This is a genomic window from Nocardia sichangensis (assembly GCF_047200615.1).
GTDB classification, from domain to species: domain Bacteria; phylum Actinomycetota; class Actinomycetes; order Mycobacteriales; family Mycobacteriaceae; genus Nocardia; species Nocardia sichangensis.
Window position 1 is genome coordinate 46225 of sequence record NZ_JBJZOK010000030.1, and the last position, 16596, is coordinate 62820.

The following is a 16596-nucleotide window of genomic DNA, read 5'->3' on the forward strand; positions in this document are numbered from 1 at the left end:
TCGACGCCCCACAAGCGCCTCTCGGCGGGTGGTCGCTCGCAGCGACAAAGGGTGCGGCCCGGGGCTGTCCGGACGCCGACAGGGGGTTCAACCACGCACTCGCGGAAGCTATTCCGGGAGAATTTTGTGACGCTCGCCACTCGATGCGTCGATGTGGTGTGCCGCGCGGTGCCACCCGTTGTGGAGCAATTTTCTGGAGTGATTCCAATCGCTTTTCTTGACTGATTCCAGAAAGCGGCCAGAATCGAAGTATGCACACCAACGGCACTGCTCCCCGCGAGTGGTTGCGAGCAGCGGGTTTGCGGGTCACCGCCCCGCGGCTCGCGGTACTGGACGCGGTCGCGGCACGCCCGCATTCGGATGCCGACGCGGTAGCCGCCACCGTCCGGCAAAAGCTCGGCTCGGTATCCACTCAGGCTGTCTACGACGTGTTGCACGCTTGCGTGCGCGCCGGAATCCTGCGGCGGATCGAGCCCGCGGGTTCGTCCGCGCTGTACGAGACCCGCATCGGCGACAATCACCACCATCTGGTGTGCCGCAGCTGCGGTGCGGTCGTGGATGTCGACTGCGCCGTGGGCCGAGCCCCATGCCTGGCCCCTTCGGACGCGCACGGGTTCGTGGTCGATGAAGCCGAGGTCGTCTTCTGGGGACGGTGCCCGTCCTGCCGTTCCGAGTAGCGGTCCATACACCCGGGTCGGTCCCATCCCGGGAAACGATGTTCACCAGCCGAGGAGTCTCCTGTGACCGAACCGACAACCACGAACACCGGCATCCCGGTCCAAAGCGACGACGAATCGCTCACCGCGGGCGCGCAGGGCCCGATCCTGCTGCACGACCACTACCTCATCGAGAAGCTGGCCCAGTTCAACCGCGAACGGGTGCCGGAACGCATCGTGCACGCGAAGGGCTCGGGCGCATACGGTGAGCTGGTCGTGACCAACGACGTCAGCCGATACACCAAGGCGAAGCTGTTCCAGCCCGGTGCGCGCACCGAGTCGCTGGCGCGGTTCTCCACTGTGGCCGGTGAGCAGGGCAGCCCGGACACCTGGCGTGATCCGCGCGGATTCGCGGTGAAGTTCTACACCGAGGACGGCAACTACGACCTCGTCGGCAATAACACGCCGATCTTCTTCATCAAGGACCCGATCAAGTTCCCCGACTTCATCCGCTCGCAGAAGCGCCTGCCCGGTAACGGGCTTCGCGACCACAATATGCAGTGGGATTTCTGGACCCTGCGTCCGGAGACCGCGCACCAGGTGACCTGGTTGATGGGCGATCGCGGCATCCCGAAGAGCTACCGGCACATGAACGGCTACGGTTCGCACACCTACCAGTGGATCAACGCCGCGGGCGAGCGTTTCTGGGTCAAATACCACTTCAAGACCGACCAAGGCATCGAGTTCCTGACCCAGGCCGAGGCCGACCGGATCGCGGGGGAGGACGCCGATTACCACCGCAAGGACCTGTGGGAGGCGATCGAGCGCGGCGACTTCCCGAGCTGGACGGTCTACGTGCAGGTCATGCCGGTGGCGGAGGCCGAGGGCTACCGGTTCAACCCGTTCGACCTGACCAAGGTGTGGTCGCACAAGGACTACCCCCTGATCGAGGTCGGCAAGTGGACGCTGAACCGCAACCCGCGCAACTACTTCGTCGACATCGAGCAGGCCGCGTTCGAGCCCTCGAATGTCGTTCCCGGCATCGGCTTCTCGCCGGACAAGATGCTGCTCGGCCGCGTCTTCGCCTACGCGGACGCGCACCGCTACCGCATCGGCACGAACTACGCGCAGCTGCCGCCGAACCAGGCAAGGGCGGCGGAGGTGAACTCCTATTCCAAGGAGGGCGCCATGCGGTACTACTACAACGAACCGAATGTGCCGGTGTACGCACCGAATTCGTTCGGTGGACCGCACGCCGACCCGGAAAAGTCTCAGGACGACGGCATCTGGGACTTCGATCCGGCCATCGTGCGAGCCGGTTACCTCCAGCATGCCGAGGACGGCGATTTCACCCAGGCGGGCATTCTCGTGCGCGAGGTACTCGATGACGCGCAGCGGAAGCGGTTGGTGGACAACATCGTCGGCCACGTACTCGGCGGTGTTCGGGAGCCGGTGCTGAGCCGGGTCTTCCAGTACTGGAAGAACGTGGACGCCGATCTCGGCAAGCGTGTCGAAGAGGGCGTGCGCGCGGGGCTCGACGGCTCGCAGAGCTGAGAAATCCGCATCGAAGGCAGGTGTGTGGCGTCGCGCACCTGCCTTCGGCGTGTCCGGCCGATCCTGTTTGCCCGGTGGGTGCTCGGATGTCAGAGTGAAGACATGTCTCGGCTGACACGCGACTACCGGGTGGCGCTGGCCGCCGCATTGGCGCTGCTGGCCGGTTGCGGTGCCGAAACCGATGCGACGCAGCCGATCACGACGAGCGTCGAGGCCGGTCCCGCCGCGAACGCGCGCGTGGCGGATCTGGAGGCTCGGTACGGGGCGCAGATCGGGCTGTTCGCGGTAGACACCGGCACCGGCAGGACGGTGACCCACCGCGCCGACGAGCGTTTCCCGTTCCTGTCCACCTTCAAGACGCTCGCGGCGGCCGCGGTGCTGCGAGCGCATCCGCTCGACACGGGATACTTCGATCAAGTGATCCGCTTCCACGAGGCTGATCTGGTCGACAACTCGCCGGTGACCAGCGCCGAACTGGCCGACGGGATGACGCTGGCGCGCGTGGCCGAGGCCGCGATCACCCGCAGCGACAACACCGCGGGCAACCTGTTGCTGCGTGAGATCGGCGGCCCGGCGGGGCTCACGGCGTTTCTTCGCACGCTCGGTGATCCGACCAGCAGGCTCGACCGCTGGGAGACCGAACTCAACACCGCGATCCCCGGTGACGAGCGCGACACCACCACTCCGGCCGCACTGGCCGCGGACTACCGCGTCTTGGCGTTGGGCGACGCGCTCGGCGCCCGGGAACGCGACCAGTTGGCCGTCTGGCTGAAGGCGAACACGACGGGTGGCAAGCGCATCCGGGCGGGGTTGCCCGCCGAGTGGGTCACCGGCGACAAGACGGGCACCGGCTCCTACGGTTCCGCCAACGACGTCGCGATCGTCTGGCCCGAAGGCGGGCGGGCGCCGATCGTGATCGCGATCATGAGCCGCAAACCGGCCGAGGACGCCGAGGTGAACAACGACCTGCTGGCGGAAGTGACGAAGGTGGCCGTAGACCGGCTCCGGTGACACTCGCCGGGTGTGTCGGCCGAAGCGGACGCCGATAGCGAGGCCGGGGACGGGGACCGTGGCGGCACCCTCGGCTCGTCGAGGACGAACTCGGTGGCGTCCGGAGGACGAAGATTACGACGACTTGTAGTAGACCTGGCCGGATCGGGCGGCCAGGCTCCGGTCAGCTACAGCAGGCCCCACCAGTAGAGCAGGGTCGCCAGAATCCAGACCACCACGGTTTCCATCGTCGCTCCCAATCTTCTTGGCGCACTTATGACCATCATCCCGCGATCCGGGGCCGGGCGATAGGCGCTAGCGGGGTCACCGCTCGGTCAACCCGCTCATCTGCGATTTCGATCTTGCAAGGTGTTCTTAAGTGCGCGCCAAGCCCGCCCCTGCATTCTTTGTCTCGCGGGAGGGACATACCCAGCACCGCAGGTGCGAACCGAGGAACGACCTGTCTCGAGGGGTGACAGGTCGGGACTCGGGGGTGGTGTCCGCCGGGCCGGTCTACGAGGGGTGGCCGGCCCGGCGGACGCGGGACGCGGAGCGGTCGCTCGCGCTGGCTCTTCCTGGAGCTGACCGGCAACGAGACGGTGTTGCCGCTGCCGAAGGTAACCCACGAGTGTGCGGCGCCGGGCCCGACGCGAGGCAGGCGCGGCTGGGCTGGTAGTGAATGGTGACCGGCCGGTCGACCTGAAACCAGTTCTAGACAGGTTGCTTAATTTGTCTTACGGTCGATACATGGCGGATGTTGCGTATCGGACGGCTCCGGTTTTCGAACTTCGTTCCGGTCCTACTTGGGCCTCGCCGTGGGAGATGTACGCGGCACTGCGTGAGCACGATCCGGTGCAGCACGTCGTACCGGCCGCGCGACCGGAGAACGACTACTGGGTGCTCACCCGGCACGAGCACGTCTACGCGGCGGCGCGCGACAGCGACGCGTTCTCCTCCCGCGACGGGCTGACGGTGGAATACGGCGAGCTCGACGAACTCGGCCTGACCGACAACCCTCCGCTGGTGATGCAGGACCCGCCGCAGCACACCGACTTCCGCAAACTGGTCGCTCGCGGATTCACCCCGCGCCAGGTCGAGGAGGTGGAGCCGGTGGTCCGCCGCTTCGTGCGCGACCGGCTCGACGCCATCGCGGCCCAGGGCGGCGGGGACATCGTCGAGCAATTGTTCAAGCCGCTGCCGAGCATGGTGGTGGCGTATTACCTCGGGGTGCCGGAACAGGACCGGGCGAGGTTCGACGGCTGGACCGATGCCGTCGTCGCGGGCAGCATCGACCGGACGAACACCAAGGCGCAGGCGGCGTCGGCGGAGATGATGGGCTACTTCGCCGAGCTGATCGAACGCAGGCGCACCGACCCCGGCGACGACACCGTGTCCCTGCTGGTCCAGGCGGGAATGGCGGCCGACGACACGGACGTGCGCGGGTTGATCCAGATCCTCGCCTACGCCTGGACCATGGTCGCGGGCGGCAACGACACCACCACGGGCCTGCTCGGCGGCGCCGTGCAACTACTGCAACAGCACCCGGACCAGCGCGCGGCGCTCGCCGCGGAACCCGATCGCATTCGCGTCGCGGTGGAGGAGTTCGCCCGGCTCACCGCACCGGTGCAAGGGTTGGCGCGGACCGCGACGCGCGATGTGGAACTGGCCGGGAAGACGGTGCCCGCGGGGCGGAAGGTGTTACTGGTGTTCGGGTCGGCCAACCGGGACGAGCGGGCGTTCGGCGCCGACGCCGCCGAGCTGGATATCGACCGGAATCCGCAGCGCATCCTCACCTTCGGGCACGGGCCGCATCACTGTCTCGGCGCGGCGGCCGCGCGGATGCAAGCCCGTGTCGCGCTCGAAGAGTTGCTCGATCGCTTCCCGGAGTACGCCGTCGACGTCGACGCGGTCGAGTACGCGAGCGGTCCGTACGTCCGCAGGCCGACTACTGTGCCGTTCCGGTGCGGGGCGTGACCACGGAAGACCTCGTTCGCGCCGGAAGGGACACGGCATGAGTGGCGATTGGCTGGCCGACGGTCGCGCCGAACTGGCCGGTGAGCGCATTCTCGACGCGGTGCGCGCGCTGTTCATCGACAAGGGCGTCAGCGGGGTCGGCATGGCCGAAGTCGCCGACGCCGCGGGCTGTTCCAGGGCGACGCTGTATCGCTATTTCGAGAATCGGCAGGCGCTCTACGTGGCGTTCGCGGGCCGGGAGGCGCGGCAGCTGGTCGAGCGGGTCTGGCGGGACCGGGCGGAGTCCGCGAGCGCGGAGCCGGGGGAGCAACTGCTCGACACGTTGACCGCACTGTTGGCCGAGGTGCGCAAGACGCCGCATCTGGCGGTCTGGTTGGAACCGTCCAACGCGGGAATCGTGGCCCAGCTGGCCAATTCGCCGGGTGTGGTCGACGCGCTCGCCACGGATTTCGTCGCCGGATTCCGTCCTGGGTTGCCCCCGCTCGCGGCCGAGCGCGTCGGCCGGTGGGTGGTGCGCGCGATGGTGTCGTTGCTGACGCTGCCCGGCGCGGGAGAAGACGAGGAACGGGCGATGTTGCGCACCTTCGTGCTGCCGTTCCTGCTCGACGACCGGACCGTGATCGACTGACGCCGGTCGTCGACCGGAGCCCTACGGGACTCCGGTCGAAGCGCGGGCCACGGGTTCAGACGGTCGCTGCCGAGTAGTCGGGCAGGTCGTAGGTCTCGGTCTTGCTCAGCATCCGCATCATGACCGGTCGCATCGCCTTCGAAAGCATCAGTTTGCTGAGGGTGTGGCCCGCGCGGATACCGAAGCGCGACTTGGGCGTCATCGCGTTCAAGCCGCCCGGCTGCAACTGCTGGGCCGTCTTCACGAAGGGGCGCAGGACCTCCTCGTAGCGGGCCAGGCCCTGTCCGGGGTTGTCGGCGTGCGCGGCGAGTTCACCGGCGAGCACGTACGCGCCCACCAGTGCCATCGCGGTGCCCTGCCCGGTGAGCGGGGAACCGCAGTACCCGGCGTCGCCGAGCAGGACCACCCGGCCCTGGACCCAGCTCGGCATGTCGATGCGGGCCAGCTCGTCGAAGTAGAAGTCCGGCGCATCGGTCATCGCCGCCGCGATGCGAGCGGACTCCCAGCCGCCGCCGGCCAGGCGCTCGCGGATGAACTGCTGCTGTGCCGTGACGTCCCGGCGCAGCGCGGGATCCGCCGCCGCGCGGATCACGACGAGCGCTTTGCAGGTGGCCGGGTCGGCGTCGGGGCGCATGCCCAAGCCGGTGGCTCCGACCATCGAATGCATCGTGAACCAGTGCGGTTCCAGGTCTTCCGGTCGCGGCAGCGTGAAGAACGACATGTATCCGCCCAGGTACGTCGCGAACTGCTCCTCGGGGCCGAACACCATTCCGCGGGTAGCGGAGTGCAGCCCATCCGCGCCGATCACGATGTCGAATCGCCCGGCCGCTCCGGAAGCGAAGGTCACGTCGACGCCCGCGTCGTCCTGCCGGATGTCGGTGATCCACTCGCCGTAGCGGTAGTCGACGCCGCCTTCGGCGTCGAGCAGGTCGAGCAGCACCTGGTTGAGGTCCCCGCGGGTGATCTCGATTTCGGCGACGGCGCCCTTGCCGTCGAAGAGTTCGGCGGGCATGCGGAGGATTTCGCGGCCCGCGTCGTCGACGTACTTCATGCCGCGCTCGTCGAGCTGATAATCGCGGATGCCGGGCATCATGCCCATCCGCTCGGCCACCTCGCGGCTGGGTCCGCGCAGGTCGACGGCCTGCCCGCCCGGTCGCGGCGCCGCGGCGCGCTCCACCACGGTGGCCCGGATGCCGGACCGGAGCAGTTGCAGCGCGACGGCATTGCCGCCGATGCCGCCGCCGGCGACGAGCACGCGGAGCTGGCTGCTTACGGACTTGGCGCTCATGACTTTCCTCGACTCCCATGGGGTTTGTCCAAATGTCTTAGACATATGTCTAACACAGCACTTGCACGAATGTCTAGTACAAATGTCTAAACGGCCCCGTATGAGAAAGGCCCATGGCGGCGAGGGGGTTCTCGCGGCCATGGGCCACTGGTGGATCGCAGGAGCTAGGCGCGGTGTCGGAGGTATCCGCGCCAGCTCGCGTGGTGGGTGATGTCGGTTGCGGCGCTCGCGGCGTCGTAGGTACAGGCGAACCCGACGACGTCGCGGCCATCGGCGAGTTCGATGCTGGTCAGCGCCATGGGAGCTGGCAACTCGGCGAGGAAGCCACCCAGCCCCGCCGGGGAGACGCGGAACAGTTCCCCTTCGATCGGAGCGCCGCGGCCGGGTCCGTGTCGCACCAAGCCCGGCTTGGGCGGCGTGGTGTCCAGTGCGGTCAGGCGGTAGGCGTCGGTGGTCCGGATGTCACCGAGGAAGCGGGCGCCCAGTTGCTCGAGCTGCCAGTGCAGCGGCTGCCCGCGCAGGTGCGCGCCGAAGACGGCCAGGTCGACACCGCGATCGACGAACAGCGGAGCGCTGTCGAGACCGACCAGACGGGCGGCGAGATCGACGGCCACCTGATCGGCGAAGGCGGGAGTGACCAGCATGACGCCGAACGGCGCGCCCTCGGCGGTAGGGGCGCCGGGGACGGCGACGGCGGCCATGTCCAGCAGGTTGCAGAAGTTGGTGTACGTGCCCATTCGCCGATTGATGCCGATCGGATCGGCCCGCACCGCCGCGATGCTCGGGTGCTCGGTGGTCGTCGGCAACAGCAGTGCGTCGAAGCCGTGCAGGAGTTCGGCGGCCGCCGCCTTGGCGCGGGCGAGGGTGTCGAGGTCGGCGGCGAACGCGGAACCGGTCTTGTGCCGCGCCGCGCCGATGATGGCGGCGACCGTGGGATCGGCGCCCGCGGGGGCGGTGTCCAGGAACGCGCCCACCGCGGCATAGCGTTCGGCGACGAGCGCGCCGTCGTAGAGCAACAGCGCGGCGTCGAGCAGGGCGGAGATGTCGATCTCCTCGGTCTTCGCACCGGTTTCGCCGACAGCGGCGACGGTGCGCGCGAACGCTTCCCGATATGGCTCGCTGAGCGCGGCCAGGTCCTCGGGGCGCGGCACGGCGATGCGCGGCGCGAGCGGGGCGGCCAACCGGACGTCGGCGGGCCAGCTTCGGCTGCGCGAGTCACGCGGCTCCGGGCCCGCCATCACCGCCGCCGCGGCCACCGCCGAGGCGAGGTCGGCGGCGAAGACCGTCACGGCGTCGTAGTCCGCGCAGGCAGGCACGGTCCCGTGCGCCGGGATCACGCCCAGCGTGGCTTTGATGCCGACGATCCCGTGCAGTGCGGCGGGCACGCGGCCGGATCCGGCGGTGTCGGTGCCGATTCCGATATCCGCGATGCCGAGCGCGACCGCCACCGCGGAACCGGAACTCGACCCGCCCGACACCAACTCCGGATCGAAAGCGTTGCGCACCGCGCCGTACGGGCTGCGCGTCCCGACCAGCCCGGTGGCGAACTGGTCCAGATTCGTCTTGCCCAGCACCAGCGCCCCGGCCGCGAGCAACCGCTCGATCGCCGCCGCGGTCACCTCCGGCTGGTAGGCGAACTCGGGGCAGGCCGCGGTGGTCGGCAGCCCCGCCACATCGATGTTGTCCTTCACCGCCACCAGGACTCCCGCCAGCGGCAAGATCTCTCCGGCGGCGAGCCGTCGCGCGAGGGCGGCCGCTTCGGCGGCGACCTCGTGCTCCGGTCGCAGGGTGATCCACACCTCCGGCCGATCGACCTCGACGATCCGCCGATAGGCGGCCGCGACGCGTTCGACGGGGTCGGCTGCCGTGTTGCCTGGAACGGGCATTCAGTCGACTCCGATCACTACTAGGGGCGTGCCCGGCTCCACCTTGGCGCCGGGCGCGGTCAATACCTTCAGCACGGTGCCCGCGCTCGGGCTGTGCACAGGTAGTTCGAGCTTCATCGCCTCCAGGACGGCAACCGGCGCATCGGCCGTGACGCGCTGCCCCGGCTGGACTTCCACGCGCCACACATTGCCGATCATCGGCGCGGACACCACCGTCGCGTCGGCGGGCAGCCCGGCCAACGGGTCTTCGATCGGCGCGGCGACGGGCGCGACGGTGCCGCGTTCGAACTCACCCGCCGCCCGCCAGGCTTCCTTCTCCGCCTCGAACGCGGCGGCCTGCCTGGTCTCGAACTCGGCGATCGAATCGGCCTCCGTGCGCAGCAGCCGCAGATGGTCGGCGAGCGCGAAACTGCCCTCACTGACCTCGGCGTCGAATCTGCCCGCCTCGGCCGCGGCACGGTGTTCGAGCAACTGCTCCGCGCCGACGGGTTCCCAGACGATGCGATCGAAGAACCGGAACAGCCAGGGCGTGCCCGGTTCGAACGGCGCGGACTGCCGGTAGCTGGACCAGATCGGCACGGTGCGGCCGATCAGCTGGTAACCGCCCGGTGATGCCATGCCGTAGACGCACAGGTACTTGCCGCCGATGCCGACCGCGTCGGAGGGAGTCCAGGTGCGCGCCGGGTTGTACTTGGTGGTGACCAGGCGGTGCCGCGGATCGAGCGGAACCGCCAGCGGCGCACCGAGATACACGTCTCCGAGGCCGAGCACCAGATACTCGGCGTCGAAGACGGTGGCGCGCACATCGTCCACGCTGTCGAGCCCGTTGATGCGGCGGATGAACTCGATGTTCGACGGCAGCCAGGGCGCGGCGTCGCGCACGCCGCTGCGGTAGCGGTCGATCGCTTCGGCGATGGAGGGATCGTCGAACGACAGCGGCAGCCGGATGGTGCGGCTCGGCACCACCAGGTCGGTCGTGGCGGGCAGGTCGAGTTCGAGTTCGGCCAACGTCCCGAGCAACCGATGCTGCGGCAGCACCTCCGGGTCGAAGTGGACGTGCAGCGACCGGACGCCCGGAGTCACGTCGAGAATGCCGGGCAGCCGCACGGCCGCGAGAGCTTCGGCCAGTGCGTGCACCCGCATGCGCAGCCCCAGATCGAGGACCATCTCCCCGTATTCGACCAACACGTTGTCGTCCCCGCCGCGCAGATAGCGCACGCGCGGGCGGTCCTGCGACGCCTCGACACTGCCGAGTACGCCGCGATCACGCAGGGCGGCGCGGGTATCGGTGACCAGATCCGGCACGCGGCTGCCGTTGGACGCGCGCAACGCGGCCGCCTTGTCGTCGTCGACCGGCACGAACCGCACCGAGTCGCCGGGACGCAACTGGCCCATCCGCCAGCGATGCGCGGACACCACGGTGAGCGGACAGGCGAAGCCGCCGAGGCTCGGGCCGTCGGGACCGAGCAGGATGGGCGTGTCGCCGGAGACGTTCAACGCGCCCACGCTGTAGGGGTTGTCGTGCAGATTGGACGGGTGCAGCCCGGCCTCACCGCCGTCGGTGCGCGACCAGGCCGGTTTCGGGCCCTCCAGCCGGATGCCGGTGCGGTTGGCGTGGCTGCCGACCCGCCATGGGTGCGTGCAGAACTGGGTCATGTCGGCGTCGGTGAAGTACGCGGGCGATGTCTGCGGACCGACACCGACCGCGAGCTGCCACTCGTGGGTGAACTCGGGCCGGTCACCCGGCGGTACCGCGGCCGGCGCGCCGAGCGTGTCGGCGGGCGCCGGGGCGATTCCGAGCACGTCGCCGGTGGCCACCGCCTTACCGGTCACACCTCCGAATCCGCCGAGGGTGAAGGTGGACGCGCTGCCGTGATAGAGCGGCGCGTCGATGCCGCCGCGTACCGCCAGATAGGTGCGCAGGCCGGTGTCGGCCGGTGCGCCGATGTCCAGCACCGCGCCCGCGGCCACGGTGACCGGCTCCCACATGGCCACCGGGCGGCCGTCCACCGTCACCGGAGCCTGCGCACCGGTCACGCACACGACCGTGGTGTCGGAGAAGCGCAATTGCGGTCCCTGCAAGGTGCATTCGAGCGCGGGGACGCCCACCGGGTTGCCGACCGCTGTGTTGGCGAGGGTGAAGGAGAGGTCGTCCATCGGACCGGACGGCGGAATGCCGACCTCCCACAAGCCGATCCGGCCCGGATGGTCCTGCACCGTGGTCATCGTTCCGCCGCGCAGCACGTCGATGCGGCGGCCGACCGGGCGGATCTCGGCCAGCGTGGTCGTGGTGTGCTCGGTGCGCAGGACCCGGCCGTCGGCCGCGGCCTGGCGCAGTTGCGGCAGATTCGTCTGCACACCGTAGACGCGGGTCGCGCCGAGCGCGGTGCGCAGCGCGGCGAAGGCGTCGGCTCGGCTCTCGCCCGCGCTGATCACCTTGGCCAGCAGCGGGTCGTAATACGAACTGACCTCCGAACCGGTGCCGACCCACGTGTCGACCCGGACGTCGTCCGGGAAGTGCGCGGCCGTGACCAGGCCCGCGCTCGGACGGTAATCGTGGCCGGGATCTTCCGCGTAGACCCGCGCCTCCACCGCATGGCCGGTGATCGCCGGTCCGCTCTCGGGCTGCTCGTCCACCATCGCGGTGTCGCCGCCGGCCAGGCGCAGCATCCACTCGACCAAGTCGACGCCGGTGACCGCCTCGGTGACCGGGTGTTCGACCTGAAGGCGAGTGTTCATCTCCAGGAACGACGCGGCGCCGCTGTCGGTGTCGTAGACGAACTCCACCGTCCCGGCCGAGCGGTACCCGACCGAGCGGGCCAGTTCCCGCGACGCGGCGAGCAGGTGCTCGGACAATTCCGCGGTGAGTCCCGGCGCGGGCGCCTCCTCGATCACCTTCTGGTTGCGGCGTTGTAGCGAGCAGTCCCTGGTACCGAGGCTGACAACGCGGCCGCTGCCGTCGCCGAACAGCTGCACCTCGACGTGCCTGGCGCGCGCGACGAAACGCTCCAGGAAGACGCCCGCCGAACCGAAGTTCGCCGCGGCGATGCGCTGCACCCGCTCGTAGGCCGCGCGCACCTTGTCCGGGCCGAAGCAGGCCTGCATACCGATGCCGCCACCGCCGCCGACCGCCTTCAGCATCACGGGGAAACCGATCCGCTCCGCTTCCGCCACCGCGTGTTCGGCCGATTCGAGCAGGTCGCTGCCCGGGATGAGCGGCACGCCCACCGCGCGTGCGGCGGTGCGTGCGGTGTGCTTGTCACCGAAGACGCGCAGTTGCTGTGGGGTCGGTCCGACGAACGCGATGCCCGCTTTCTCCACCTCGGCGGCGAAATCGGCATTTTCCGAGAGAAATCCGTAGCCGGGATGAATGGCCCCCGCTCCGGTCGCCAGCGCCGCCTCGACCACCGAATCGGCACGCAGGTAGGACTGCGCGGCCGGTCCCGGACCCAGGTGCACGGCGACATCGGCCATTTCGACGTGCGCGGCGCCGACATCGGCATCGGAGTACACGGCCACCGTCTTCAGCCCGAGTTCCCGGGCTGTGCGCATGATGCGGCATGCGATCTCGCCGCGATTGGCGACGAGTACCGTATCGAATTCCAGACTCACTACCGCTCCCTGCTATTCCGTAGCCAGCGACATCGCCGCGATCGCGCGGGTGACCCGCTCGAGCACGACGTCCAGCGATTCACCGATGTGCGTGTGCAGCAGCCGATACGCGAGCGGAAGGTCGTCCGCCAGAACGGCGTCCAGGATTCCGAGGTGCTCGGCGATGGTGGTCTCGATCCGGTTGTTGACCATGAAGTCGTACATGCGTACGTGCCGGATGCGGGAATTCACCGCTTTGAGCGCGCGCACCATCTCGGTGTTGCCCGCGGCGGTCAGCAGCGTGACGTGGAATTCCTCGTCACGCACCACGAAGCCGGGCTCCTGGGCCGGAGGGTCGGCGCGCAGTTCCAGCCAGGCGGCGCGCTCGGCCTCCAGCAGCGCCCGATCGTGCGTGACCGCGGGATTGGTCATCGCGCGCTGGAGACCGCCCAGCTCCAGCGTGATTCGCAGCTCGTACAGGTCGCGGATCAGCGGGATGCTCGGCCGGACCGGACTGAATCCGTATTCTTCGCGTTGGAGTAGTCCGTCCGAGCACAGGACGGTCAGCGCTTCGCGGATCGGCGTGCGCGAGATGCCGAAGCGGGTGGAGAGTTTCGGCTCGGTGAGACGTTCGCCGAACTTGATGTCCCCGTTCATGAGTTCGCTGCGCAGCTTCTCGTACACCACGTCGCGCAGGGGTTTGCCCGCCGCGTCGGCCAGTGTCGCTATCCGTGTCGACATGGCTGTATACGCTATTGACCTCGCGTTTCGATGGAGTGACCGTAAGTTATCGCCGCGTTAGCGTCTGCTCACCGCGCCGGTCGGAGCAATGTTCGGCCGCCGTCCGGGGTACTCGGAGCGAAACGAAATCCCGGGCAGCCCCGACAGTCTCATCGAGTCGGTTGTCCAACAGCGAAGCATCAAGGAGAAGGTATGAAGCGCAGCACGAAGATCGCCGGAGCCCTCGCCGCCGCGGCGATGGCGACCCTTGTGGCGGCCGGCAACGCCCAAGCCGATCCGGGCACGGTCTACTTCTCGGCGGGCAGCACGAACTGCGCGATCTTCGCGGACGGCTCCGTCGGATGTGATTTCGGCTATCCCCAGCACATGAGCTACTACGTCGGCGGCACCTACATCCCGGTACCGGTGACGGTGAACGAGATCGTGATCGACCAGGCCTGGCTGCCCGCGCATCCCACCTTCGACCCGGCCACGCCGTACACGCTGCCGGGTGGCAACCCCAGCATCAACGACGTGAAAACCGGCTCGGGCCAGTGGGGTCCGATCATCGAGCACGCCGGAGCGTCGTGCCAGGTCGGCTTCCACGGCAGCTTCACCTGCCAGGCTCTGGGCCGGGGATTCAGTTCCTACGGCGGTACGGTCACCGCCTGAGCGTCCGGCCGGCGCGCTCGCTGACCGCGGGCGCGTCGGCCGCAGCCGCGCCTGCTACCGGCCGCCCGTGCCGTCGAGCCGGATGATCTGTGCGTTCACCGTGCTCGCCGCGTTACCGGCCAGATAGGCGACCACCGCGCCCGGCTCGGTCGGCCGCATCGCGGCGAGGGCGGTCTCGAGTTCCGCGTTGTCGGTCGTCCCGGCGCCGTAGCTGACCGTATTGACGGTGATCCGCCGGGACCCGAAGTCCGGGGCCACCGCCTGGCCGAGCTGCTCGACCGCGCCGCGCACCGCTTCGTGCACCGCGCCGCCCGGGTCGGCGGGATCGCAGACGGTGATGACCCGGCCTTCGTCGGCCAAGTGCTGCAACGCCAGTTGCATGCCGTGGAAGACGCCCTTCACCGTGGCCGCGAAATTGCTGTCGAACGCCTCCGAGCTGAGCTTCGGGAACGGCTCGGATTCCGGCACCGCCGCGGTGTTGACCAGCACGTGCCAGCCGCCGCGATCCTCGAGCAGCGCCTGCACCAGCTCCTCGTATTCGTCGCGATCGGCGATATCCGCCGCGAGTGCCAGCGCCGCGCCGCCCGCCTCGGTGATCTCCTTGACGACGTCCGCAGCGGGCTCGGGGAAGTGCGGATGCTGCACCACGACCTGAGCGCCTTGCGCGGCAAGAGTTTTCGCGATCGACCTGCCGATTCCGGTGTAGGCCGCCGTGACCAGGGCGGTCTTCCCGGACAGCGGTCTGTCCGCGGGCACGCTGTCGACGGGCTTGCTCATCTGCCGACCTTTCGTCGATTGCGGGAATTCGGTTTCAGCGATGATATTCCCGCATGCGAGCGGACCAACCTACAAAGGGCCGCACAACGGAGAAGGCCCCCGACCGTGAACCGGTCAGGGGCCTTCCCGTCGTCTCAACCACGAGTCGGGGTGACAGGATTTGAACCTGCGACCTCTTCGTCCCGAACGAAGCGCGCTACCAAGCTGCGCCACACCCCGTGAAGCGAACCTGGAGTAGCTTACAACAGGGGCGCCCGAGACGTTAAACCGGCAGGTCAGTCACCCTGCGAGGGGGCGGATGCTGGTGAAGATCTTCTTGGCGGTCTCGGCGTCGAGCGCGTGCGGGACGCCCGTGTCGGCGGCGATCACCATGACGAAGTTGCCCTGATCGTTGGGGAACGCGGCGGTGTAGACGGAGTACGCCTTCGCGCAGCCGGGCTTGGCGTCGGAGACGGTGCCCTTGGTCTCCACGAACATGCCGTGCTGTGATCCGTCCAGCGACGCCAGCGGCATGGGCAGGCCGGGTGTGCCGCCCTGGGTCCCGGTGTAGGCGAGCGTGGCGGTCCTGGTGCCGAGTTCGGTGGCCGCCTTCCCGGGGTCTGAGGTGTTCGAGCCGGTCAGGAAAGCTACGGTCCGGGTCGAGCCCGGGCAGTAGCCCTTGCCCTCGCTGGCCAAGCCCTTCCCCGCGACGGCATTCGGTGGCTCGCCGAAGCCGCCGATGGTGCCCTGCGGCGCCACCGTCCAGTCGGCGGGCACGTCGTAGGCGGCGCCGCTGTCGGGTGCTCGGACCACCTGATAGCCGGGGACGACCGGAGTCTTGTCGCCGGAACCTCGCGCGGTCGTCGTCGGGGCCGATCTGGTCGTGGTCCGGGCGGGCGCGCTCGCTGTGGTGGTGTTGAGCGCGTTCACCATCGATGGCGCGGTGCCCTCGGCGGGATCGTTCGTCTTCATCCGGGTGAGGGCCACTGCCCCGGCAGCGAGACCGGCTACCAGCAGCACCGCCAGGCCAACCGACAGAAGGACCTTCCCTCGGCCGCTCCCGCTCGGACGGTTCGGTGGCGGACCTCCGGCCTGTGGACCATAGCCCGGGTGATATCGGCCATCCGGTGCCGTGCCGTATTGCCCGGGCCCGCCGCCCGGTTGCCACTGTGGGGCCGGTGCCGGTTGGCCGAATCGATCGGCGCTCGGATAGCCGAGCAAGGTCGGTGCCGAATCGCCGGAGCCCGGCGCGGGACCCGGCCCCCCGCGGCCGAAGGGGTCGAGCGCGCCGAGCGGTTGGCCGAGCATGGTCGGATCGTTGCGCCCGCCTGTACCGGGGCCGGGACCGCCCTGTGGCGGCCACTGCCCGGAGGGCGTCTGCCCGAGGGACGGGGCCTGCATGGTGGGATCGTTGTGGCCCGACGGTCCGGGTTGCGCGGGACCACCCGACGACGGAGCGAGCAAGGTCGGGTCGTCCTGCGTGCCCTGCGGCCGAGCCGGTGCGGGATCGCTCTGCCCGCCCGGCTGCCACTGGAGTGTGGGTGCGGGCTCTTGGTACGGCTGCCACTGCGTGGCCGGGTCGGGCTGCCACCACTGAGGCGTCGCGCCGTCCTCGGCTGGGCCCGAATGCGGCTGCCCCGGGATCAGGCCGGGCGACCGAGCGCCGCGCTGCCAAGGCGTGCCGGCGGGGCGTCCCGAGTCGTCGGTTCCGCCGGGATGCGCTCCGCTGTGCGGCGGTCGAGCGTCGTTACCGTCCGCCGAGGCGGGAACGGAACGTAATGGGGGGTAGGGCTGTTGCCGAGGAGTCGGCGGCCCGGCGGGCCGTCCCGGAGTCGTCGGGTCGCGCCGGTCGTCGAATCCACTCACAGTTGTCCCCTACCT

12 protein-coding genes and 1 tRNA gene are annotated in these 16596 nt (G+C 69.2%); 6 read left to right on the forward strand and 7 right to left on the reverse strand.

All coding sequences use genetic code 11. The features are described from left to right. Positions 1-251: 251 nt before the first annotated feature. From ACL03I_RS31475 to ACL03I_RS31495, 5 genes are all read left to right on the forward strand, one after another. Positions 252-677 carry a Fur family transcriptional regulator gene (locus tag ACL03I_RS31475; protein ID WP_364435864.1) on the forward strand — a complete coding sequence of 142 codons (426 nt, stop codon included), beginning with the start codon at positions 252-254 and terminating at the stop codon, positions 675-677. Positions 678-740: 63 nt separating this feature from the next. Then, positions 741-2210, forward strand: a complete 1470-nt coding sequence (locus ACL03I_RS31480; RefSeq protein WP_412807651.1) for a catalase — start codon at positions 741-743, stop codon at positions 2208-2210. Between the two features lie 102 nt (positions 2211-2312). Further along, the gene (bla, locus tag ACL03I_RS31485; RefSeq protein ID WP_356963449.1) at positions 2313-3221 is read left to right on the forward strand and encodes a class A beta-lactamase; all 909 of its coding nucleotides are present in this window, start codon (positions 2313-2315) and stop codon (positions 3219-3221) included. A 726-nt stretch (positions 3222-3947) separates the two neighbouring features. Then, positions 3948-5174: a cytochrome P450 gene (locus tag ACL03I_RS31490; protein WP_355078691.1), complete on the forward strand. Its 1227-nt coding sequence runs from the start codon at positions 3948-3950 to the stop codon at positions 5172-5174. A 37-nt stretch (positions 5175-5211) separates the two neighbouring features. Then, on the forward strand, positions 5212-5802 hold the full coding sequence (locus ACL03I_RS31495) for a helix-turn-helix domain-containing protein (RefSeq protein ID WP_355078690.1): 591 nt from the start codon (positions 5212-5214) through the stop codon (positions 5800-5802). Positions 5803-5857: 55 nt separating this feature from the next. Here ACL03I_RS31495 and ACL03I_RS31500 read toward each other — a convergent pair whose 3' ends face one another. The 4 genes from ACL03I_RS31500 to ACL03I_RS31515 all read right to left on the reverse strand — a co-directional run bounded on the left by ACL03I_RS31500 (position 5858) and on the right by ACL03I_RS31515 (position 13308). Beyond that, a complete protein-coding gene (locus ACL03I_RS31500) occupies positions 5858-7090 on the reverse strand; it encodes an FAD-dependent monooxygenase (protein WP_379250062.1) in 1233 nt (410 codons plus the stop codon). A gap of 164 nt (positions 7091-7254) precedes the next feature. Then, positions 7255-8976, reverse strand: coding sequence for an allophanate hydrolase (atzF, locus tag ACL03I_RS31505; protein WP_412807652.1), 1722 nt, complete (start codon positions 8974-8976; stop codon positions 7255-7257). Next, entirely contained in the window at positions 8977-12528 is a 3552-nt protein-coding gene (uca, locus tag ACL03I_RS31510; RefSeq protein ID WP_412807664.1) for an urea carboxylase, read from the reverse strand. A gap of 72 nt (positions 12529-12600) precedes the next feature. After that, positions 12601-13308 (reverse strand): GntR family transcriptional regulator, encoded by a 708-nt coding sequence (locus tag ACL03I_RS31515; RefSeq protein WP_412807653.1) that lies wholly within the window; start codon positions 13306-13308, stop codon positions 12601-12603. Between the two features lie 192 nt (positions 13309-13500). Between ACL03I_RS31515 and ACL03I_RS31520 the strand changes: the two genes are divergently transcribed. Beyond that, positions 13501-13959, forward strand: coding sequence for a hypothetical protein (locus ACL03I_RS31520; RefSeq protein WP_355078685.1), 459 nt, complete (start codon positions 13501-13503; stop codon positions 13957-13959). Between the two features lie 54 nt (positions 13960-14013). Here the strand turns inward: ACL03I_RS31520 and ACL03I_RS31525 are convergent, their stop codons facing one another. The 3 genes from ACL03I_RS31525 to ACL03I_RS31535 form a co-directional block, all read right to left on the reverse strand. After that, the gene (locus ACL03I_RS31525) at positions 14014-14736 is read right to left on the reverse strand and encodes an SDR family NAD(P)-dependent oxidoreductase (protein WP_412807654.1); all 723 of its coding nucleotides are present in this window, start codon (positions 14734-14736) and stop codon (positions 14014-14016) included. A gap of 145 nt (positions 14737-14881) precedes the next feature. Beyond that, positions 14882-14955 (reverse strand) — tRNA-Pro (locus ACL03I_RS31530). Between the two features lie 60 nt (positions 14956-15015). Beyond that, complete coding sequence (locus ACL03I_RS31535) at positions 15016-16581, reverse strand: hypothetical protein (RefSeq protein WP_412807655.1); 1566 nt, start codon at positions 16579-16581, stop codon at positions 15016-15018. Positions 16582-16596 lie beyond the last annotated feature (15 nt).

Bases quoted from the DNA above. Each gene is read 5' to 3' on its own strand.
- ACL03I_RS31525 (WP_412807654.1), bottom strand. From the start codon at position 14,736: ATGAGCAAGCCCGTCGACAGCGTGCCCGCGGACAGACCGCTGTCCGGG.
- uca (WP_412807664.1), bottom strand. From the start codon at position 12,528: ATGCGCACAGCCCGGGAACTCGGGCTGAAGACGGTGGCCGTGTACTCC.
- bla (WP_356963449.1), top strand. From the start codon at position 2,313: ATGTCTCGGCTGACACGCGACTACCGGGTGGCGCTGGCCGCCGCATTG.
- ACL03I_RS31500 (WP_379250062.1), bottom strand. From the start codon at position 7,090: ATGAGCGCCAAGTCCGTAAGCAGCCAGCTCCGCGTGCTCGTCGCCGGC.
- ACL03I_RS31475 (WP_364435864.1), top strand. From the start codon at position 252: ATGCACACCAACGGCACTGCTCCCCGCGAGTGGTTGCGAGCAGCGGGT.
- ACL03I_RS31515 (WP_412807653.1), bottom strand. From the start codon at position 13,308: ATGTCGACACGGATAGCGACACTGGCCGACGCGGCGGGCAAACCCCTG.
- ACL03I_RS31490 (WP_355078691.1), top strand. From the start codon at position 3,948: ATGGCGGATGTTGCGTATCGGACGGCTCCGGTTTTCGAACTTCGTTCC.
- ACL03I_RS31495 (WP_355078690.1), top strand. From the start codon at position 5,212: ATGAGTGGCGATTGGCTGGCCGACGGTCGCGCCGAACTGGCCGGTGAG.
- atzF (WP_412807652.1), bottom strand. From the start codon at position 8,976: ATGCCCGTTCCAGGCAACACGGCAGCCGACCCCGTCGAACGCGTCGCG.
- ACL03I_RS31520 (WP_355078685.1), top strand. From the start codon at position 13,501: ATGAAGCGCAGCACGAAGATCGCCGGAGCCCTCGCCGCCGCGGCGATG.